The following is an 18,705-nucleotide window of genomic DNA, read 5'->3' on the forward strand; positions in this document are numbered from 1 at the left end:
GATCTGGACGCCGGTCTGCGCGACCCGGATCTCCTGCATCAGTTCGTTCCACCGCCGGTCGGCCCGCTCGGCCTCGGACTCCTCCCGCTGCGCCTGTGCGGCACCCTCCGCCGGTCTTGCTTGTGCGACCCCGCTGTCCGCCACGATCCCTCCCGTGTGCTCGTCCGTATGGGCGAGCGGATACCCCCGTTCGCCGCCTCCGTGCACCCCGAATTGGGTTTTCCTTGACCTTGCATTGGGCGGCGCTATGCAAGGAACTGGGCCTCGCGGCGCGCCCCCGATAGTCAACTTGATCCGGCGCTGAAGCACCGGGCTTCATCGCTGAGCTGAGGGGCGCGGCCAAGTGAAGCCGGAGTGGCGGAAGTTCGGTGATATGGGCAGGGCTGGGAAACAGGGCCGAGCGGGACGGGCGTCTGTCCACCAGTGCGGGGGCTCCTCGATGTTCGACCGTGGGGACATGTCCTTGTGTGCGTCTGCATCAGGCTCGCGGCGCTGCCCTCGGCGGAGGCGCTGGACGGAGATGACACATCGTGCCTGCCGAGCCCCCGGGTGAGCGGTTGAATACCGGTGTGGCACGGAAAGTTCTGGGATTCGGCGAGGACGATCTGCGGGCACTGGCGGGGGCTCGGTCCTTCGAGCGAGGGCTGGGGTATCTGGGCGCGGTGAGCGGTGTGGAGGTGGGGGACGGCTCGGTCACCGCGGTCGTGCACGGGACGGATGCTTACGACGTGGAGCTCACCCTGGGCGGGGATGCCGGCGTCTCCGGGTGGTGCGACTGCCCGTACGGGCAAGAGGGCAACTTCTGCAAGCACTGCGTGGCGCTGGGGTTGACCGTGCTGGGGCAGGCGGAGACGATCCCGCGTCAGCGGGCCGCTGCCCGGGCACGGGCCTCAGGTCTGGAGACGTGGCTCACGGCTCTGTCCCGTGACGAACTGCTCACGCTGGTACGGGAACAGATCGGTGAAGACCGAGAGCTGCGTCGGCGTCTGGAGCTGCGGGCCGCTGCCGCGCGCTCCGACACGGGCGCGGTCCGGGACCGGATCCTGGCGTTGATCGATCCGCGGTCCTTCGCCCGGTACGGGTACGTCGAGTACGCGGACGTACCCGGGTACGCCCGGCAGGTCGCGGAGGCGGCGGATGCGCTGCGCACCCTGGTTTCCGGAGGCCTGGGGGACCAGGCGGTCGGCCTGGCCGAGGAGGCGATCCGGGCGCTGGGGGAGGCGTACGGAGAGATCGACGACTCGGACGGCGTGGTCGGGCAGGCGGTCGCCGCGGTGGCCGAGGCCCATCTGGAGGCGTGCGATGTCGGGCGCCCGGATCCGGAGCGGCTGGCCGAGTGGTTGGTCGGGCAGGTGCTCGGCGACGAGAACGACGCCACGGACCTCGATCCGCTCGATTATGCCCACATCCTGGGGCCTACCGGACTGGTCCGTATGCGGCAGTTGGCGGAGGAGGCACGGCGGCGCAGCCCGCGCGGCTGGGCGGAGCGGTATCTGATGGAGCGTCTGGTCAAGGCGGAGGGCGACGCGGACGCGCTGGTCGCCCTGTACGCGAAGGATTTGGTCCCGTCCGGTGCCACGCATCTGCGCATCGCCGAGGAGCTTGATACGGCGGGCCGCGCGGATGAGGCGCTGGCGTGGGCCGAGCGCGGGCTGCGGGATACCGTCACCGAGGTCCATGTCGACGGCCGCCTGGTCGACTACGTATGTAACCGCTATACGCGGGCGGGTCGTGTGGCCGAGACGGTCGCGGTCCGCCGGGACCGGTTTCGGGCAGAGCGGTCCCTTGCCGCTTACCAGCAGTTGCGTGTCGCCGCCTGGGCTGCGGATTGTTGGGGGGCCGAGCGGAAGACGGCACTTGCGGCCCTGCGGGACGACGTCGGCCGGGAGCATGGCGGTTCGTACGGCGGGCCGACACTGATCGACGCGCTGCTCGACGACGGTGACCTGGACACCGCCTGGCGGGAGGCGGCCGACCGCGCTGACGACCGGCAGTGGCAGCGGCTCGCCGACCTCTCGCGCGAGGTGCGCCCGGCCGACGCGCTCGCGGTGTACCTGCGGCTGGTTGAGCCCCTCAAGGAGCAGACCGGGGATGGCGTCTACGAGCGCATGGCGCAGCTTCTGCTGGTCGCCCGCGACTGTCACCGGGCGTTGGGCACCGAGGGCGAGTTCACTGCGTATGTCGTCGCTCTGCGGGCGGAACTGAGGCGCCGGCGCAAGCTGATGACGATCCTCGACCGGCACGGGCTGTGAGTTGTCGGGAACCACGGAGGGGGCGGGCGGGCGATGCGTCCGCCGGAGGAGAGGCTGGACCGTCGGCACGGGGGCGGGCCCGTCGAAGGCGAGGCGATCTGCCACGGAGACCTCGGCCCGTGGAACGTCGCGTGGCAGGGCCACTGGCCCGTGAGGATCATCGATTGGGAATTCGCACGCCCGGCTCCGTGATTGCACGATGTGGCCTACACGTTCGAGTGCGTTGCCCCCTTCCGCAGTGACACCGAGTGCCTGAAATGGCTGCGCTTCCCGGAACCGCCCGACCGCTGCAGGCCCCAGGAACTGTTCTGCACCGTCTACGGCCTCCCCACGGCGTCCGGCATGGTGGGGAAGTCCGCGCTGCGCGATGCTCCCTCGAAGGCCCTTAGTTCTGCCGCAATGTCCGTCAGTTGCCCCTGAACGGCTTCATAGCCGTCGGCGCCCAGGACGATACGCCGGGGCGGGGTGGCGCTGTTCATGGCGTCCAGGACAGCACGTACTCCGCGGTGGGGGTCTCCGGGCTGCCGACCGTCCTGTTCGATCATGGTGGAGCGGACGGACTCGATCAGGGGCAGGTAGGCGTCGACCGTCTCGTTCACGCTTTCGTCGGCGAACGACGCGTAGGCCTGTGTCCGGAAAGCGCCTGGTTCCACGGCCAGGACCTTGATGCCGAACGGGGCAACTTCGTGCCGCAGCGCGTCGGTGAGCCCTTCGATGGCGTACTTGGCGGCGCTGTAGTAGCCGAAGCCGGGCACGCTCCGCAGGCCGGCGACGGAGGACATGTTGATGATCCATCCGCTGCCGCGCTTTCGCATACCCGGCAGGACGGCGCGCAGCATCTGCGTGACAGAGAAGAAGTTCAGCTCGAAGGAGGCCCTGGCTTCGCTGTCGGGCGTGCCCTCTACTGAGCCGTACCATCCCCGACCGGCGTTGTTGACCAGGACGTCGATGCCGCCGAAACGCTCTTCGGCGGTCCGGACAGCCTCGTCGACCTGCCGGGTGTCGGTGACGTCCAGGGGGTGGACGAGCGCCCGGTCGCCGTGACGTGCGGCCCAGTCGTCGAGCAGGTGGGGGCGGCGGGCGGTCAGGACGACGTTGTCCCCCAGCGCCAGGGCGGCGTCGGCATAGGCCATGCCGAATCCGCCGGGGGTGCCGCCGGTGATGAACCAGGTCCTCATGTTGTTTGGTGCTTTCTGCCGGGGCGGGCGGGCCAGTGTGTGTGGGCGGTCAGGGGGCGATGTTCAGTTCGCTGATCAGTCCGTGGGTCAGAGCGAATCGGCAGCGCAGGTCGACCTTCCCGCCGGGGAAGTCCCCTTCCAGGTGCTGGTGGACGGTGTATCGGTCGGCTGCGTCGCGTTCGGCACCAGTCAGCGTGGTCGTGTATGTGAACTCGGTGTCGGTCTGTCCGAGCCATCCCTTGATGGCCTCGGCGCCCTCGTAGGTCTGCCCGTCGTCCGTCACGGTGGCGTGCGGCGCGAAGGCCGTCGCGGCGGCGGAGACATCCTTGGCGGCGCGGCCCGCCAGGTAGCGGGCGATCGCCTCGGGCAGGTCGGCTGGGTCGATCTTCGTCGGGTTCTGAGTCACGGGCTCTTCCTCTGCGCGGCGGGTCCATGCGTCACGGGTACCGAACCTCGGTTAGTGCTAAAATAGAAGTCGGTTACTTCGACATTAGCAGCAACTCTTGGAGGTCGCATGCCGGGCCGTATACGGCTGGAGGACCGGGAGTGCCCGCTGTCGACGACGGCGCAGCACGTCGGCGAGTGGTGGACCTTGCTGATCTTGCATGACGCCTTCGACGGCTACACACGCTTTGACCAGTTCCAGCAGAACCTGGGCATCTCCACCAGCATGCTCACTGCGCGCCTGAAGACACTGGTCGCGGAGGGCCTGCTCGAACGGCGGCCGTACCAGGACAAGCCTGCACGTTACGAGTACGTCCTCACTGAGCGCGGCCGGTCCCTGAGGCCGGTGATCGTGGCTCTCGCCGCCTGGGGGAACCGACATCTGGCGCCGCACGAGCGATCCATGATCTTGGTGGACGCTGCCAGCGGCGAGGAGGTTGAGCCGGTCCTGGTCGACGCCCGTACAGGAAGACGCCTCGACGACAGCGCGGCGTTCGTCTTTGCCGCTGGTCCGGCCGCTAGCACTGCCATGCGCTTGCGGTACACCGAACATGCTCATCGTGCCGACCCAGGGAGGCTGGGCGCGGACACTTAAGCGAGTTCAGTGAAGGTAGCCGTGTCGCTTGGGATCGAGCGCCTGAGGTGGCACTCTGCCGTCCAGAGTGCAGCAGGCGGTGCCCTGGGTGCGGTATGGCGTCGGCTCGCTGTCCAGCTACTGACCTTTTCGGATTGCCTTCGGGCGGTGACGTTCGGTGATCCCTGCGGTATGCCGGTGTTGTGCGGTACGCGGATGGTGGGGGCCTGACTGCTGAGCGGCGGGCTGCGCGAGAAGGGATCCGGCTCCAGGCCGGGCAGAGGTTCGCACGAGGCGACCGAACTTCGGACATCGCCAAGGACCTGCGGGTGAGCGAGCGTTCGGTGGAACAGTGGCGCCGCAACTGGCGTGAAGGCGGCATGGAGGGGCTGAGGTCGAAGGGACCCGCGAAGCTGCCGAAGCTGTCGGACGAACGGTTCGCCCTGCTGGAAGTGGAGCTGGCCAAAGGACCGGCCGTGCATGGCTGGGAAGATCAGTGGTGGACGCTGGAGCGTGTCCGAACCCTGATCGGCGGCCAGTTCCAGGTCAGTTGCTCGATTGCGGGAGTGTGGTGGCTGCTGCACCGCCACGGCTGGTCGTGGCAGCGTCCGGCCCGTCGTGCGCTGGAGCGTGACGAGCATGCGGTCGGGCTCTGGAAGAAGGACGTGTGGCCGCAGGTGGAAGCACCGTGGCGGCGCTCGGGGCCTTCATCGTCTTCGAGGACGAGGCCGGGTTCGCGATGACGCCGCCTCGCGCCCGCACCTGAGGCCGGCGCGGGCAGACTCCCGTGGTCCGGGTGCGGGGACGCTCCCGGCGCCGGATCTCGGTCGCCGCACTGTGCTGCTACCGGCCCGGCGCAAGGTCCCGGCTGATCTACCGGCCCCGCTTCCATTCGCTCCTCCAAGGAGCACGCAAGAGTTTCGCCTGGCAGGACTACCGCGACCTTCTGGTCCGGGCACACCTGCAACTCGCCGCCCCGATCGTTGTCGTCTGGGACAACTTGAACACCCATCGTGCCGCCGGGATGAAGAAGTACGCAGCCGACCACGACTGGCTCACCATCGTCCAGCTACCTTCCTGCAGCCCGGACTTGAACCCCGTCGAAGGCATCTGGTCCCTGCTGCAGCGCGGATGGATGGCCAACACCGCCTTCACCGACCCCGACCACCTCACCCAGACCCTCCGCCGAGGCCTCGCCCACATCCAGCGGCATCCCGTACTCATCGACGACTGTCTCACCGGGACCGGCCTCGCCCTCAATCCCCGAAGCTAATCCGGCAAGGTCAGTAGCCACCACAACTGGAACCTGAGAGGTGGGGCAGGTCAACCTGTCACCCGAACCTGCACCAGACCCCATTCCTTGAGCTGGGGTGTTGCGACGACCACTAGAACGGAAGTTGCACGGGGCGGGCCGTTTGTGGCTCGCAGCGGCTGCGCGACAGCCTCGAGCGCTCCGCAGCCCGCCGCCTGTGCACGGTCGATCGATCACGCGTGCCCCTCGGTACCGGGGTTCAGCGTCCGCTGGAGCGGTGCTCGGCCAGGAGCAGGGCCAGTGGTCCCGCAGGCAGGAGAAAACGTCCCTCGCGCACCGCGTGAAGCACGTCCTGCATCGGCCACCACATCAGCTGGAAGTCCTGTTCCGTCACGGTCAGTTCCTCGGCTCGCAGGGTCAGGTGGCGGGCTTCGAAGAGGTGGACGCGTGCGGGGGACTGCAGGGTGATCGCGTGCGAGCCCAGCGGTGCTCGGCGCTCACGCCGGTTTCCTCGCGCAGCTCGCGGCGGGCGCACTCCAGTGGACTCTCGCCGTCTTCGCGGCGGCCTCCGGGAGGGAACAGATACGGGCCTGCGTGGGTGGGGAAGTCGGCGCTCAGCAGCGCGACGAGATCGTTGTTGTCGCGCGCTACGACCACCGAGGCATCGCGCAGGGATCCAATGCTCATGCCGGCTCTCCTGGGCGGGGCAGTGGTCGGCGACCGATGGCGGGCATGACACGCGCGTTGGACAGCAGGCCGTGAACGGGACAGGCCCACAAGAAGAGAGTGTGGCCCGGCCCTGCCAGAGCGCGGGCACGGGCCGGGCCACGGCTGAGAACCCTGGACCGGGCAGCGGCACCCAGGGCCCTCAGGCGTTCGCGCATCAGGTCCACTCCCACGTACGCGACCTCTGGTCCAACGATCCGTGAGCTGCCCGGACACGGCGCTCCGAGCGGTGAAGATCCACTGCCGCATCACTTCTGGGTCCCGTTGACCCGTCTCACCGAAGTCTGACCGGCTCAGGGAGGTCGCATACCTGGCAGCTTCACATCTCGAGAATCCCTGCTCGTTGTGCTTGCAGTTCGGAGCGGACGAGTTCAAAGCCCCGCCCGGACCTCGCCGCACGCCTCGAGCGCGAGGTGAAAGCCCGCTGGCAGCCGCAGATCCGCGCCAGGGCCCGCAAGAAGGCAGCAACCACTGGCGGCATCGTCATCGACACCCGAGCCCGCCTCGGCTACACCGCCCCGATCGGGTCGACGGACCAGGACCGCATCCGCCACCTGACCGTCGCCCTGCCACCGCAGTACGCCGCCCGCCTCTTCGACGCCCAGCAGGCCGGCGCCGGCGACCAGGAACTCCAGGAGATTGCTGCCGAAGCGCTCAAGGAGGTCTACTTCCAGGACGGAGGCCGCCGCGCCGGCAGCCTGGAAGAAGTCCGGTTCATGGACGTCGAGCACCTCGAGTTCGATCTGTAGCCGAGTCCCGAACAGCCTGCGAGCCCGGACCGGTGAGACTGAGCACGCGGAGTGCGGCCATTCCGACACTCAGAGTCGGTCCCTGTTGCTCCGTCGTAGGAATCCGCCGCACGGGACTCCTACTCGCTGGCCGCGTCGGCCGACCCTTCCCCCACAGCAATTCGCTGAACAAGTTCATCGAGCTGACCGGCAATGATCATCCTGCGGCGCTCCAGTAGATTCCTGTAGACGGTCAGAGGTACGGGCTCGCCACTGGATGCCGCCTGTGTCAGCGCGAAGCGGGCCTCCACTTCCAATGCCAGGTAGGCCCTGCGGCGTGCGTGAGCCGCGCGCTGATGTACCTCCGGCTTCAAAAAGGCGATAGCAGCGCTGAGGCCCGCGCTGACGAGCGCCAGAACGGCCGCCGGGATACGGGCATCTGCTGACGAGAGCCCCGCTGCGCCCGAGATCCCGGCCAGTACGGCAGCGGGCAGCCCAAGCGCGGCATGGGTGAACCGCCAGAACTGCCGACGGAAGCGGTTCGTCCGGGCTTGTTCTTCGCACTCGGTCCGAAGGTCGGCGACCTGACCCCCCACGACGTCATCTGCCATGGAGCGAGCCTGCCAGCCGGGACTCTTATCTGGACGGTGTATGCCTGTTCTGATCGCCGCTCCGGCCAACCGTGTGCTCAGAGTGGCCAACTGGCGTTGTAGGTCACAACGGTTGGCAGGTCTGTTGTCGCCAGGATCGCAGCGCGTGCACGCGGCCGGCACCGCGCAGTTGTGCACCCTCGCCAGCGAGGGACATATGCGGCCGTGCTCCAACAGACGACCGACGGGCATCACCCAGGCGGTCCAGGCTCGAAAATCCCGCACGGATGTCAGTGGCGTTGGCGACACTTGATCCATGACGCTCGACCGTGCCGATGCGGTACCACCACCGCTGATCCCCTCCGGATCGGCGTTGAACCCGATGGTGCTGGACCGGCGGATGCTGCTGCCCGTCCTCGACACCAACGCGCTGCTGGTCGAAGCCTGCGCCCTGGCCAAGCACGGCGGCCGGCAGGACAGAGTCACCGCGCTGGCCGTCACCGGCCGTGCCACCCCGTACATTGCCGCGCACGTCCCCGGCGAAGCCGACGAACATCTGGCCAAAGTGGCCGCCGACCTTAACGCGTCGGAAGGTCAGGCGCGCCGCGTACTCAATGAGCAGATCCTGCCCGCCCTTAGAGTGGTCGACCTCGAGATCCGCGACCACCTGGCCCCGCAGACCCGGCACATCCTGCGGGTCGACCCCAAGATGCCGCGCAGGTATCGGGGCGACCCGGACGACGCGCCCACCATGGCGCTCGCGGAGTTTTTGGGGCCGTGCGTCATCGTCTCCAAGGACAGTGTCTTCTCCCGCTTCGGGTACGCCGTCATCGACTGGATCCCTGTCGCAGAGAGCGTGCTGCGCCTGGCCGGCCTGGAAGCCACCGCTGCGAACGCGCTGGTACTCATCGATATTGTGTTCCAGCTGTTCGGTGCAGGTGTTAACCGACTGGCGGTCCTTGCCGCGCACAACCCGCTGGCCGCGACGGCCGCCGTGAGCGGGCTGCTGTGGTGGTGCCACCGCCACGGCTACCTGACCCGCGACAGCTGGAGACGCCGCCTGTCGCAGGCAGGGGGTGTGGCAAAGCCGATGCTGGAGCTGGCGCAAGCCGGGATGGCCGAGCACCGGGCGCTCAGCAACTCGCTCCTGGTGGTGGAGCCTCCGGCCTACCCCACCAGCGAGCAGCTCGCGGCCCGGTACCTCGCGCGCTGCGGCCAGCCCCTGACGCCCGGCGAACTGCGTGACGCGCTCGCCCGGCGCGGCCACACCGTCTCCGCCGCGCAGCTGAAGCGGGACATGCAGACCCACGGTGCGTTCGTCCGTGCCCCCGGCGACCTGTGGACTGTCGGACGCCAGGTGCGGAAGCGGATCTGACCTTGAGAACGTCCGATACGCAGCCACATTCACGGCGCGCCTGGCAGGACGGCTCCCGAAATTGTCGTGCCACCAGTCCTGAGGGGATCGCTATTAGAGGTGCCGCAGGTTCTGTGCCCGCCACTGGACGAGGCGCTCGTAGGCCGCTTGCGCCCGTCCGACGTCGCCCCCGAACGCGCCTGCTCGTAGCAGTGGCCAGCTGGGTGTCAGTTCGGCCTTGATCGTGTTGGCGATGCTGGTGTCGTACTCCCAGTGCAGGTCGCTGATGAATTGGCCGATCCATGGGAAGGCAGAGTTTTGCGTGTCGTTGTCCATGGAGATGAGGGAGGCGAGGAACTCGAAGCGGGTGCAGGCGGTCTCGTATGCCGTGTTGTCGGGTTCGATGCTCTTCAGCGGCTCGCGTGCTTCCTGCCGAAGGAAGGTGCTCTGCGGGAAACGCCATTTCCGCCCGTCCGGTGGGGGCATCACGGAGCTGAGGTCGGCAGGCAAAACGCGGACGGGGTTGAGGTAGACGGTTGGCGGCTGGGTCTGGGTCCTGCCCGACAGGGTGGTCCAGGTGGGCTGGGCCATGATGGTTGCCAGGAACTCCTCGCGTCGGCTGATGACGGCGGTGACTCCCATGGTCCAGGTGGCCAAGAGCGCCGGGTAGTGCCGCAGTTCCTCCAACACGGAATTGAAAGAGCCGGGGAGCGTGCTGCGCATACGGGTGAGCCGTTCGACTGCGCGCAGCCACAGGGCGTCGTGTGTGCCGTCGTCGTTGAAGACGCCGTGGGCCAGGAGATGAACCAGGACGTCACAGTCGGTCCGGTAGCCGCGCAGGCTCTCGGCCAGTACGGGGCCGTTCAGAGGACGCGCCGCTGCCGCCGTTCTGTCGAGGATGTCGCTGACGGTCTGGTGGACGAGGTCGGAGGCCTCGATCCTGCGCACCGGGTCGGGCAGGGCCCGCTTGAGACGGGCGACGGCCATGTCGCGGGTGAGGGGCGGGGCCGCCATCCGGTCCAGGGCCTCGACGCGCTGTCGGAGGTCGGTGAAGAGTTCGTCCGCCGTCATGCCTTGGATGACGGCTACGTCGTGCTGGGCGGTCAGGCGCTTCGCGGCTTCTCCGAGCGTGCTGAAGGACGACCAGAACAACGGATATCGGCGGGGACGCACGGCTTCCAGGGCCCGTACGAGTGCCGTGTCCCAGTCTGCGGACCAGCCGCAGATGATCAGCCCGTACTCGTCCAGGACCCGCTTGAGCAAGTCCTGTTGCAGGGAGTCGTAGGTCTCCAGTTCGTCCACTGTGTTGAGCTGGTCCAGGTCGGCGTAGTCGCCGTGGAGCTTGATCACTGTCACCGGGGCGTGGGGGAGGGGCATCATCCCCGCGATCTGGCTCGGCCGGCTGATGACCTGGGGCGAGATACCTGCTTCTTCCAGGGCCCGCTCGGTGAGCCGGTCGAAGTTGGTGGTGAGGATGACGCGGATACTTCCCCGCTTCACAAGCTGGGCGATCGCGTGGTGGGCGGGTGTGGGACCCTTCGCGCCGGGTTCATCGTCTTCCTGGGGCTGGAAGTACCGGGCGAGCTGTGCCTGGCGAGCGGCTGCCGTGGGGGCCACCGCGCCCAGAAGGCCGGAGTACCCGAGGGCGTCGTCGTAGTACTGCGCCCACCAGCCGGCCGGGTCGGCCACCGCCTTCTCCGCGGCGTCAGGGGCGTCGGGCTCCTGCATTGCGGCGACGCGGCTGACCAAGTCCTCGACGATGCCCCACCCGGTCTTCACGCCGGACGTCAGCGAGATTCCGGACCCGAGCAGGAGCGCGTATACCCCCGGGCTGGCGTGAACGTTCAGGGCGAGCGCAGTCTTGGCGTCCAGGATGCGGCCGGGAGGTACCGCAAGAGGCGCCTGTGCGAGGGGCTCTGGCGCCGTGCCGTCAGTTTCCATAGGGGTGCTCCTTTCACAGGCGACGCTAGGAATGTGCCGTATCGCCCGTCCGCGGAACACCCTACCATTCATTATCGTCTATGTGACGATAATGAATGGTGGTTCGTCGCGCCATGCGCTCGACGGGGAAAACTGCTGCCGCCGAGACCAGTTGACCTGCCACCATCAGGCAAGCGAACAATCAGGCGAGGAACGATGGCCAACTTCCGATTCGGCTCGAACGACTACACCGTCAACATCCGGGCGCAGCAGCACGTCAACTTCTTCCAGGGCTGGGACGTCCACCGTTTCGCCCTGACCTTTGAGGTGACTGCCCACGGCGACTACACCGTGGACGCACCGTTCCTTGTTTCCGGCGCCCTCTGGATGCACGAGGCACCAGGCCCCGCGAGCTGGATCGGCGCCCTTCACACGTCGCGACCGGTCGGGCTGAAGTCCTTCGCCACGAATCTCACGCTCGAGACGAGCGTGACCGACCAGCAGCTGCGCGGACTGGAAAAGACGCGGGCGGGCAACGACCTGGCTTTGCGCGCCGAACTGTCCCTGACCGCCCTGGCAGAGACGAAGCACTGGCCCGTTGCCGACGATCAGGAGATCATCCGCATCCCGCACGCGACGTGGAGCAACGCCCTCACCCAGCTCGATGCTGGCGCGTTCGTCGACGTCCTCATCCCGGTCACCACTGTGGAGGCCCGGGCCACCGGCGCGCGACGGATCCGTGAGGCGAAGACCGCGATCCGTGACGGACGGTACGAGCACGCCGTTGCCCTCGCCCGAGCGGCCCTCGATCCCGTACGCGAGGCCTGCAACACCCGGAGGGTCCACGACCAGGCGGTGCAGAAGAAGGCCGGGGAACGGGACCAGGAGGAACGCTGGGCGATGCTCACCCAGAGCGTCTACGCGCTCTTTAGCGGCGCACCGCACGACGACTCCGGCACCACCGAGAACTTCACCTGGACCCGCGCCGAGGCCATCGCGGCCGTCGCCACCGCCGCCAGCCTGCTCGCCCGGCTGGAAGACCTGCTGTAATGCCCCAGGGACGCACGAGGCTCCAGCCGGCTCCGCTTGGCTGGTCCAATGCCGCCAGCGCGGCGGCGGCCCCAGCTAGCCGATACCGACAGCACCCGCTCCCCCCACTCTTGCCTGACTGGCGTGTTGGAGGCCGATGATGACCCGAAGCCTGTTCGACCTCGCCCGGAAGATGACGCCGGAAAAGGTCAGCCGCGAGTTCCGCGACTTCAGCGGAGCCCACGCGTACACTGCCGCGCGCCGCCTCATGGACGAGACTTTTGCCGACTTTCCCGACGTCGACCACAGCTTCGTCCGCGAGTTCCAGACCGCAGGTTTTTCCGCTCGCGTCTTCGAGCTTGCCCTCTTCGCCGCCTTGCGTGAACAGGGCAAGGAACTGGACCGCTCCAGCCCCGCACCGGACTTCCTGACGACCGGCGACACCCCTGTGGCCATCGAAGCGACGACTACCAACCCGCCCCAGGGTGAGACGACCGACGACGAAGACATTGCCGCTGCAGTACGCCGGCTCATCCCCGACGACATGGAGGAATCACAGGCGGAGTTCACCATGCAGATCGGCAAAGCCCTGCGCCGCAAACTCGAACACCGCGATGCGCAGGGCCACGCCTACTGGGAGAAGCCGCACATCGACGGCGTCCCCTTCGTGATCGCCGTGCAGTCCTTCCATAACCCCAGTGCTCTGATCCATACCGTCAGCTCCCTGGCGACCTACCTCTATGGGATCCGGGACATCCCCACTCGCGACAGCCGCGGCTCGCTCGTGCTGAACTCCCAAGTCGTCATAGAACACCGGTACAAGCACAAGAGCATCCCGAGCGGCCTGTTCGCCCAGCCCGAAGCCGAGCACCTGGCCGCCGTGATCTTCACCAACAGCGCCACCGTGTCGAAGTTCTCCCGCATGGGAACCGAACGCGGCTACGGGCCGGAAGACGTGGCCATGGCCCGCGTCGGTCTTGCGTACGACCCTGACCCGAATGCGTCCGTGGCCGTGCCTTTCGGCTATGTCATCGGTGACTACGGGCCACAGGACCACGAGACTTTCAGTGAGGGCTTCCACATACTGCATAATCCGTGGACCCGCACACCCGTCGCAGCCGGTGCCCTGGATGGCTTCACCGAGCATCGTCTTCAGCCAGACGGCAGGACGCTCACCACCATCCGCCATCCCGACTACTACCTCTCCCGGACTTGGATCTTGCAAGGCGAAGACGGCGGAAACCCAGTGCAGACAGCCCACCGCCGTGTCCAGCAGTACTTGGAAGGCGCTCCATAGGAGAGAAGCTGGCGAGGAGCCTGTCCCAACCTGCCGCGCGTGGGAGGCTGCTAGACATGCCCGACCTGCCTTCGCCTGAAGATATCGAAGCCGCCCGCACGCCCGCCGGCGGTTGGAAGCGCGACCAGCTCGCCGCCTGGGGCGTCCCGTGGCCCCCGCCCAAAGGGTGGAAGGAGGAGCTGACCGAGCGCTGGCAGGCCGCACGTCAGGACGGGCCACTACCGTCCCCGCCCCGCCCGGTCCCGGCCGACTTCGCACAGGAGGCGCTCAACTTCGACTGACCGACGACAGCGAGGCTCGACAGGATCACCCTGCCCGTCCCCGCTGTCCGCTGTCAGCGCGACTGGATCCAGAGGCCGCCGTACGCGACGACTAGGCGCTACGCCTTGCCTGCGGCTTTGAAGCGGAAGCCGAAGAGGCCGCCCTCGTCGTCGTCGGTGAGGCGGGGGCTGCGGATGTGTCGTTCGGGGTTGAATCCCCGTTGGGCTGCGGTGCTGAGGGTGTCGGTGTTGAGGGTGACGATGTACTGCATGCGCTCTTCGTCTGTTACTTCGGCTGCGAGCGCGAGGGCTCGTGCGACTTGTCGTTCGTCGACGCCGTCGTAGAGGTGGCTGTCGTGGATGAGGAAGTCAGGGCCGCGGCCGTGGCGGTGTGCGAGGACGGCCAGGGTGAGGTCGAAGCAGAAGATGACCATGTTGTTGATGCCGCGGCTGTCGTCTGCGTCGATCCGGGGCGTGATGCTCAGGCTGCTTCGGCCGGCCTCGATCGCGAGGTAGGCTTCGCGGCCCTCGCCGTACAGGCGCTGGGCGTACTGGGAGAACAGCAGGATCGCTTCGTCTGTCTGCTGCCGGCGCTCTCGAAGGTCGAGATCGACGGCCTGCTGCAGTTCCACGCTCTTGGCGGTGATCTGCCGGGCGCTGGCTTCAAGGGCCTGCGCTGCGTCGAAGCGGTGGCGAAGGGCACCGAGAGCGGCCTCCTCCCGTCCCAGGGCTGTCTGCAGGGCGGTCAGCGCCTCCAGCGCTCCACCATCCGCCAGCTCGCGCAGGAGGCGGGCCTGGTCCTCGCCCAGGTCTGCACGTTCCTGACGCCGGGCGGCCAGACGTTCGGTGAGTTCCTGGATCTCCTCCTCCAGGAACCTGCGCCGGTTGCGTACGACGGAGTGGTGGAACGCCTTGACGTCCTCGAAGCGACGCCGGACCTGGTCATTGAGGATGACCCCGAGCTCGCGGTAGGCCGGCTCGAGGTAGGACACCTCGACGTCGGTGGTCTCGGTGACCGCGCCCCGGAGTTCTTCAAGGTTGTGCTGGTCGATCACGTCTTCCTGGGCGAGCTGCTTGATCCGGCGGCTTACCTGGTCTGCGCGCTCTTTGAGGCGCTCGTACTCAGGCACCACCTGGAAGGCAGCGACCTGCGCCCGTAGCCGTTCGACCTGTGCCTCGGCGAGAGTGATCTGGCCCCGCAGATCGGCCGTAGAGCCCACGATCCGTCCCCATACGGGATCGTTGACGGCCTTCCTCAGCTGGTCTCTGGTCGCCTTGCGGGCATTGAGCTCGCGGTACCCGTTGACCAGTTGCCAGTCCAGCCCCAGGAGGTAGGCCAGGTTCGACGACGCCTCCGCAGCGGGCTGCCGGGAGAACGTCCGGGTCGGCTCGTTGAAGCCGTGAGCGGAGACCCGGCGGATGAGGAACGACAGGAGCGTCCGACCGCTCACCCCGGGATGGTCGCCCTGCAGCCCGAAGAGTTCCCGCTCGATGACGCGATTCCACTGATCAACAGACAGCTCGACGTCCTGGTCGTCGAAGAAGAGAGTGTCGGCCGCCACGCCGGATACATCCCGGCTCAGCGACACGACCTTGGGACTGTCTCCGCGCCGTCGTACCTCAAGCGGACTGTCCTGTCCTGGCCAGTCCATAGCGAGGCTGAAGGTGATGTGGCGCAGGGCCCTGTTCGTGGCCAGCGACTTGGAGGATTGGCCTCCCAGCAGGAAGTGAACGAGTTCGATCACGCTCGACTTGCCGGCACTGTTCCGGCTGTCGGTTTCGGCCGACGACGAGGTGGTGTCCGCGACCAGCAGGTTCAGTCCCGGCGAGAACTCCACCGTTTTGAACCGCGCGTCGTCAGCGCTCAGACGGCGCAGCATCCCTACTCCTTGCGATGAGAACGTCCTGGGCCAGCTCCACCGCACCCATGGCGAAGAGGATGTCCAGGGCCAGAACGAACCACTCGAACGATACCGGCGAGGTATGAGCATGATCAGCGCGCCAGCTCTTCAGCCTCGCCCACGCCTGACTGACGGTCCGCGGTTCATCGAGCTGGAGGAGAACCTGCGCGCCGACAGCGAGCAGGCAGCGGTCAGGAGCGAGCCCCTTCGTCGGAGTGATCATGCGGTCAACCCGATGCCCGGCTGCCAGCCGGCGGGCGGCGTCTCGAAGATGTCGCATCGCTCGAAGAAGTGCGCCAGGACAACAAGGGCGGCGCGCAGCACCTTCGGTCGCGGCTGGGCGTTCCCCAGGAAGTACATCTTGAGCTGCCAAAGGACGTCGTCGGCGTCGCTGTAGTCGCGACGCACCTGCTGGTAGTACAGGCGGAAGCCCTCCGCCACCTCGTCGTGCTCCAGCTCGCTTCTGGTGCCGGCGTAGAACGCGTCTATTAGGTAGCTCTGACGCATGCCCCGCAGGAGGTCCTCCCGGTCTCCTCCTTCGATCCGGTTGAAGTCCAGCTTCTCCACCGGCACGTCAGGCAGGGACATCAGAGGGTTGGACTCGGTGCGGATGTCCTGCAGCTGCTTCAGCAACGGGGCCAGGTCCTCCATCCCGATGCCGAAAGTCGTGTCCTTGATGGGGATCTCACAGCGGAGGACGTCCTCGGCCGCCATCTGATCAAGCTGCATGCACTCGTGCCACAGTCGCCGGGTGCCCATCTGCTCGAATCGCAGCGAAGGCATGCTGTCCCGCGCGCTTGCCAACAGAGATGTCACTTCCGGATGCACACCCCGCCTGTCGTTGTGAACGAAGACAAAGATGTCGAATTCGCCATTTCGCTTGGCGACCGCTCCTGCTAGGTCTCCGCCGAACTTCTTGCGGATCTTGTCCGGCTTCACGGTCTGGGGTGCGTAGCAGGCGTACAGCTTTCGCGAATGCAGGCTGAGGCCATCGGCCGACCTGTCACCCAGACTGCCAGCCGTGCGCACGTCGAGGAAGTCTGGATAGCGCAAACACATCAGCCGATGGAAGAAGTCCTCGAACTCGTTCTCGTAGAGCTCCGCCATCAACTCGAGGAACTTGACGTGTGCATACATCCGCTGCTCAAACAGCATGAACCCCCCTCGCGCACAGAGCTGCCAGCGTAGCTGTGTGTAACTAGGCCCAACACCCTTTGATCAGATCCTGTGGTTGCTCACGCCCAGTCCGCGCCCAACTCCCCGAGGATCGGGTGAGCTTGTCGCGCTGGCTCTTCGTGTCGGAGACCCACTCGCGGACGAGGGACTGGAACCGGGCTCCGGCCACGCCCCTCGTCTGGCAGGACGTTCTCGTGTTGTCGGGGTGGGCGAGGCGTTTGCCGGTCGGTGGGGCGTGGAGTAAGCCGCTCGGCGTCTACGACCAGGCGGCTACTTTCTCGATGGTGTCCGCGATCAAGGACGGGTAGGTGTTCCATGGCCCGTTCCAGAATCTTCTCGATGGGTACGGCCTTGGAGCACAGCGGTACAGCGGTTAACGCTAAGCCGGTGATCATGGGGTCGGGGTAGGCCGTGGGCTGACATGGTTGAGACGACAGCCCCGGGCAGAACTCCGGCCAGCTCGCGGTGTCGCTGTAGGCGGGCATTGTCGGGAAACCTGATGCCCACCCGGGCGTCCGCCGCCTATACATAGGGGGACGAGAACTCCGCGCCCGGCCGGCCGCCGGGCCTGCCCGCACCGCGCGGGCCCCGACGGAACGGCGAGCACCTGGTGCTGAACCTGGAAGAGCGCATCACCCGAGTCTGGCACCAGGAGGTCCGGCCGCTGGTCGCGGACGCTTATCGCTGCCACAGCACTGGCACCCCCCGGGCCGCCATCGTGGCCACCTGGACTGCGGTCTGCGCCGACATCATCCACAAGCTCTACCAGCTCGCCGAGGACGGCGACGGCAAGGCCGCCGACGTCGTCAAAAGGATCGAGGCCGCCCGTAGCACGGCCGACGCCGAAGCGGTCAAGACGATGCAGCAGGTCGAGAGCAAGCTCCTGCAGAACGCGCTCGACCTGGAACTCATCGACTTCATCGAGCACCGGCAGCTGGAACGCCTCCAGCAGGACCGCCACCTGTGCGCGCACCCTTCCCTACGCCCCCTCGGGGACGTGTTCACCCCGAGCGGCGAGTACGCGCGGGCCCACCTCGTGGCAGCACTGGACGCGCTGCTGGTGCACCCGCCCACCCAGGGCCGCAAGGCATTCGCCCGGTACACGGCTCACGTGAGCGACCCCTCCTTCGTCGGCCATGCCGACTACCTGGTGCAGATGTTCGCCCAGCGTGTGAAGTCCAGCGCTTGGAAGCAGATCCTGGGCATCGCGGCCAAGCACGCCATGCTCGAACTTGAGGTGCCCGAGGACGTCGGCATCACCGCGAGCGTGGCTGCCGACCGGCACGCGCTCTGCCTGATCGCCTTCGCCCAGCACGACCGGGACGCCGTTCGGGAGGCCGTTACCAAGGCGATGATCACGTTCAACGGGCTGCCCATCGAACAGCAGCTGAAGACGATCGCACGCCTGGGCGCGTTCGACGTGTTCGTGGACGCCTTGGATGAGACGGTGTGCCAACAGATCGGCACCTACGTCGAGCGCAGGCCAGCCGTCGTCAACACCTCCTCTGGGACGGTCGTGGTGGCCTCCACCCTTGCCCTGACCGGGCTTGACGCCGTTCGCGACCGCATCCCTGCCTTGGGCAGCAAGTTTGCAGGGCTGTCGCCGGCCCAGCAGGCCGTCGTCATCGAGCGGCAGCCCTCCGCCTACTTCACCGACTTCCTGGCGCCCATCCTGGTCTCGGCTGGCGGCTGGCGCACCGCAGAGCGCTTCACCGAGATGACGGTCATACCGTGCGCACGCCTGATCCAGCCCGAGCAGCTGGACGGCATTCTGACCGCATGGGCCGAGAACCCGCAGTGCCGAGAGGCATCAGGTATGACTGACCTCGCGGTCACCTTCTGGAAGCACGCCACTCAGCTCCAGTCTCATCCGGCATGGACAGCGTTCGTCAAGCGCGTGCGAGAGCTCGCGGCCGATCCGCAGTGGTTCCAGTACGAGGAGCTGGCTGCCGTCATCGACTACAAGGACGGCACCAACGCCGTGTAGTGGTGTGCGGCCTTGGGGAACCCGGTACAGCCGCTGG

The 18,705-nt window shown here is 67.2% G+C and carries 20 protein-coding genes and 1 pseudogene; 11 read left to right on the plus strand and 10 right to left on the minus strand.

Annotated elements, in window-relative coordinates:
• Nucleotides 1-144: DUF6328 family protein (locus ACFYYF_RS39655; protein WP_388783994.1), on the minus strand; the 144-nt coding region annotated here is incomplete at its 3' end.
• Nucleotides 145-569: 425 nt separating this feature from the next.
• Here ACFYYF_RS39655 and ACFYYF_RS39660 point away from each other — a divergent pair.
• Together ACFYYF_RS39660 and ACFYYF_RS39665 are read left to right on the plus strand one after the other, a co-directional pair.
• Nucleotides 570-2,252 (plus strand): SWIM zinc finger domain-containing protein, encoded by a 1,683-nt coding sequence (locus ACFYYF_RS39660; RefSeq protein WP_388783873.1) that lies wholly within the window; start codon nucleotides 570-572, stop codon nucleotides 2,250-2,252.
• A gap of 33 nt (nucleotides 2,253-2,285) precedes the next feature.
• Nucleotides 2,286-2,444 carry a phosphotransferase gene (locus ACFYYF_RS39665; RefSeq protein ID WP_388783875.1) on the plus strand — a complete coding sequence of 53 codons (159 nt, stop codon included), beginning with the start codon at nucleotides 2,286-2,288 and terminating at the stop codon, nucleotides 2,442-2,444.
• A 125-nt stretch (nucleotides 2,445-2,569) separates the two neighbouring features.
• Here the strand turns inward: ACFYYF_RS39665 and ACFYYF_RS39670 are convergent, their stop codons facing one another.
• Together ACFYYF_RS39670 and ACFYYF_RS39675 are read right to left on the minus strand one after the other, a co-directional pair.
• Nucleotides 2,570-3,430: an SDR family NAD(P)-dependent oxidoreductase gene (locus ACFYYF_RS39670; RefSeq protein ID WP_388783877.1), complete on the minus strand. Its 861-nt coding sequence runs from the start codon at nucleotides 3,428-3,430 to the stop codon at nucleotides 2,570-2,572.
• Nucleotides 3,431-3,479: 49 nt separating this feature from the next.
• A complete protein-coding gene (locus ACFYYF_RS39675) occupies nucleotides 3,480-3,836 on the minus strand; it encodes a nuclear transport factor 2 family protein (protein ID WP_388783879.1) in 357 nt (118 codons plus the stop codon).
• Between the two features lie 108 nt (nucleotides 3,837-3,944).
• On the opposite strand from ACFYYF_RS39675, the gene ACFYYF_RS39680 reads away from it, so the two are divergent.
• The 3 genes and pseudogenes from ACFYYF_RS39680 (at nucleotide 3,945) to ACFYYF_RS39690 (ending at nucleotide 5,721) form a co-directional block, all read left to right on the plus strand.
• Nucleotides 3,945-4,469 carry a winged helix-turn-helix transcriptional regulator gene (locus ACFYYF_RS39680; RefSeq protein WP_388783882.1) on the plus strand — a complete coding sequence of 175 codons (525 nt, stop codon included), beginning with the start codon at nucleotides 3,945-3,947 and terminating at the stop codon, nucleotides 4,467-4,469.
• A 182-nt stretch (nucleotides 4,470-4,651) separates the two neighbouring features.
• Nucleotides 4,652-5,191: a winged helix-turn-helix domain-containing protein gene (locus ACFYYF_RS39685; RefSeq protein WP_388783885.1), complete on the plus strand. Its 540-nt coding sequence runs from the start codon at nucleotides 4,652-4,654 to the stop codon at nucleotides 5,189-5,191.
• Nucleotides 5,188-5,721: pseudogene (locus tag ACFYYF_RS39690) on the plus strand (transposase). The gene ACFYYF_RS39685 and the pseudogene ACFYYF_RS39690 overlap by 4 nt, the downstream one beginning before the upstream one ends.
• Nucleotides 5,722-5,959: 238 nt before the next feature.
• On the opposite strand, the gene ACFYYF_RS39695 reads toward ACFYYF_RS39690, so the two are convergent.
• Entirely contained in the window at nucleotides 5,960-6,094 is a 135-nt protein-coding gene (locus ACFYYF_RS39695; protein WP_388783887.1) for a hypothetical protein, read from the minus strand.
• 23 nt (nucleotides 6,095-6,117) lie between these two features.
• The gene (locus ACFYYF_RS39700; RefSeq protein WP_388783890.1) at nucleotides 6,118-6,387 is read right to left on the minus strand and encodes an NUDIX hydrolase; all 270 of its coding nucleotides are present in this window, start codon (nucleotides 6,385-6,387) and stop codon (nucleotides 6,118-6,120) included.
• A 293-nt stretch (nucleotides 6,388-6,680) separates the two neighbouring features.
• Here ACFYYF_RS39700 and tpg point away from each other — a divergent pair, with 293 nt between their 5' ends.
• The gene (gene tpg / locus ACFYYF_RS39705) at nucleotides 6,681-7,175 is read left to right on the plus strand and encodes a telomere-protecting terminal protein Tpg (RefSeq protein ID WP_388783997.1); all 495 of its coding nucleotides are present in this window, start codon (nucleotides 6,681-6,683) and stop codon (nucleotides 7,173-7,175) included.
• 119 nt (nucleotides 7,176-7,294) lie between these two features.
• Here tpg and ACFYYF_RS39710 read toward each other — a convergent pair whose 3' ends face one another.
• Nucleotides 7,295-7,765, minus strand: a complete 471-nt coding sequence (locus ACFYYF_RS39710) for a hypothetical protein (protein ID WP_388783893.1) — start codon at nucleotides 7,763-7,765, stop codon at nucleotides 7,295-7,297.
• Nucleotides 7,766-8,060: 295 nt separating this feature from the next.
• Between ACFYYF_RS39710 and ACFYYF_RS39715 the strand changes: the two genes are divergently transcribed.
• Nucleotides 8,061-9,119 (plus strand): hypothetical protein, encoded by a 1,059-nt coding sequence (locus ACFYYF_RS39715; RefSeq protein ID WP_388783896.1) that lies wholly within the window; start codon nucleotides 8,061-8,063, stop codon nucleotides 9,117-9,119.
• Between the two features lie 93 nt (nucleotides 9,120-9,212).
• Here the strand turns inward: ACFYYF_RS39715 and ACFYYF_RS39720 are convergent, their stop codons facing one another.
• Nucleotides 9,213-11,039, minus strand: coding sequence for an SIR2 family protein (locus tag ACFYYF_RS39720; protein ID WP_388783899.1), 1,827 nt, complete (start codon nucleotides 11,037-11,039; stop codon nucleotides 9,213-9,215).
• A gap of 195 nt (nucleotides 11,040-11,234) precedes the next feature.
• Here ACFYYF_RS39720 and ACFYYF_RS39725 point away from each other — a divergent pair, with 195 nt between their 5' ends.
• The 3 genes from ACFYYF_RS39725 (at nucleotide 11,235) to ACFYYF_RS39735 (ending at nucleotide 13,625) form a co-directional block, all read left to right on the plus strand.
• Entirely contained in the window at nucleotides 11,235-12,068 is an 834-nt protein-coding gene (locus ACFYYF_RS39725; protein WP_388783902.1) for a hypothetical protein, read from the plus strand.
• 139 nt (nucleotides 12,069-12,207) lie between these two features.
• Nucleotides 12,208-13,344 carry a hypothetical protein gene (locus ACFYYF_RS39730; RefSeq protein WP_388783905.1) on the plus strand — a complete coding sequence of 379 codons (1,137 nt, stop codon included), beginning with the start codon at nucleotides 12,208-12,210 and terminating at the stop codon, nucleotides 13,342-13,344.
• A gap of 56 nt (nucleotides 13,345-13,400) precedes the next feature.
• Nucleotides 13,401-13,625, plus strand: coding sequence for a hypothetical protein (locus ACFYYF_RS39735; RefSeq protein ID WP_387303193.1), 225 nt, complete (start codon nucleotides 13,401-13,403; stop codon nucleotides 13,623-13,625).
• 98 nt (nucleotides 13,626-13,723) lie between these two features.
• On the opposite strand, the gene ACFYYF_RS39740 is transcribed toward ACFYYF_RS39735, so the two are convergent.
• Genes ACFYYF_RS39740 through ACFYYF_RS39750 form a run of 3 tightly spaced genes read right to left on the minus strand, consistent with a single transcriptional unit; the run spans nucleotide 13,724 to nucleotide 16,660 of the window.
• The gene (locus tag ACFYYF_RS39740) at nucleotides 13,724-15,484 is read right to left on the minus strand and encodes an ABC-three component system protein (RefSeq protein WP_387303191.1); all 1,761 of its coding nucleotides are present in this window, start codon (nucleotides 15,482-15,484) and stop codon (nucleotides 13,724-13,726) included.
• Nucleotides 15,462-15,728, minus strand: coding sequence for an ABC-three component system middle component 6 (locus tag ACFYYF_RS39745; protein WP_387303189.1), 267 nt, complete (start codon nucleotides 15,726-15,728; stop codon nucleotides 15,462-15,464). Before ACFYYF_RS39745 ends, ACFYYF_RS39740 begins: the two co-directional genes overlap by 23 nt.
• Entirely contained in the window at nucleotides 15,725-16,660 is a 936-nt protein-coding gene (locus ACFYYF_RS39750; RefSeq protein WP_387303187.1) for an ABC-three component system protein, read from the minus strand. The genes ACFYYF_RS39745 and ACFYYF_RS39750 overlap by 4 nt, the downstream gene beginning before the upstream one ends.
• A gap of 631 nt (nucleotides 16,661-17,291) precedes the next feature.
• On the opposite strand from ACFYYF_RS39750, the gene ACFYYF_RS39755 reads away from it, so the two are divergent.
• Nucleotides 17,292-18,668, plus strand: coding sequence for a hypothetical protein (locus tag ACFYYF_RS39755; RefSeq protein ID WP_387303185.1), 1,377 nt, complete (start codon nucleotides 17,292-17,294; stop codon nucleotides 18,666-18,668).
• The last annotated feature ends 37 nt before the right edge of the window (nucleotides 18,669-18,705 follow it).

Source organism: Streptomyces sp. NPDC001914 (assembly GCF_042891215.1).
Lineage (GTDB): Bacteria > Actinomycetota > Actinomycetes > Streptomycetales > Streptomycetaceae > Streptomyces.

Coding starts and splice junctions, on each gene's coding strand:
- ACFYYF_RS39665 (WP_388783875.1), top strand. CDS start 2,286: ATGCGTCCGCCGGAGGAGAGGCTGGACCGTCGGCACGGGGGCGGGCCC.
- ACFYYF_RS39670 (WP_388783877.1), bottom strand. CDS start 3,430: ATGAGGACCTGGTTCATCACCGGCGGCACCCCCGGCGGATTCGGCATG.
- ACFYYF_RS39680 (WP_388783882.1), top strand. CDS start 3,945: ATGCCGGGCCGTATACGGCTGGAGGACCGGGAGTGCCCGCTGTCGACG.
- ACFYYF_RS39700 (WP_388783890.1), bottom strand. CDS start 6,387: ATGAGCATTGGATCCCTGCGCGATGCCTCGGTGGTCGTAGCGCGCGAC.
- ACFYYF_RS39710 (WP_388783893.1), bottom strand. CDS start 7,765: ATGGCAGATGACGTCGTGGGGGGTCAGGTCGCCGACCTTCGGACCGAG.
- ACFYYF_RS39715 (WP_388783896.1), top strand. CDS start 8,061: ATGACGCTCGACCGTGCCGATGCGGTACCACCACCGCTGATCCCCTCC.
- ACFYYF_RS39720 (WP_388783899.1), bottom strand. CDS start 11,039: ATGGAAACTGACGGCACGGCGCCAGAGCCCCTCGCACAGGCGCCTCTT.
- ACFYYF_RS39725 (WP_388783902.1), top strand. CDS start 11,235: ATGGCCAACTTCCGATTCGGCTCGAACGACTACACCGTCAACATCCGG.
- ACFYYF_RS39730 (WP_388783905.1), top strand. CDS start 12,208: ATGACCCGAAGCCTGTTCGACCTCGCCCGGAAGATGACGCCGGAAAAG.
- ACFYYF_RS39735 (WP_387303193.1), top strand. CDS start 13,401: ATGCCCGACCTGCCTTCGCCTGAAGATATCGAAGCCGCCCGCACGCCC.
- ACFYYF_RS39740 (WP_387303191.1), bottom strand. CDS start 15,484: ATGCTGCGCCGTCTGAGCGCTGACGACGCGCGGTTCAAAACGGTGGAG.
- ACFYYF_RS39745 (WP_387303189.1), bottom strand. CDS start 15,728: ATGATCACTCCGACGAAGGGGCTCGCTCCTGACCGCTGCCTGCTCGCT.
- ACFYYF_RS39750 (WP_387303187.1), bottom strand. CDS start 16,660: ATGCTGTTTGAGCAGCGGATGTATGCACACGTCAAGTTCCTCGAGTTG.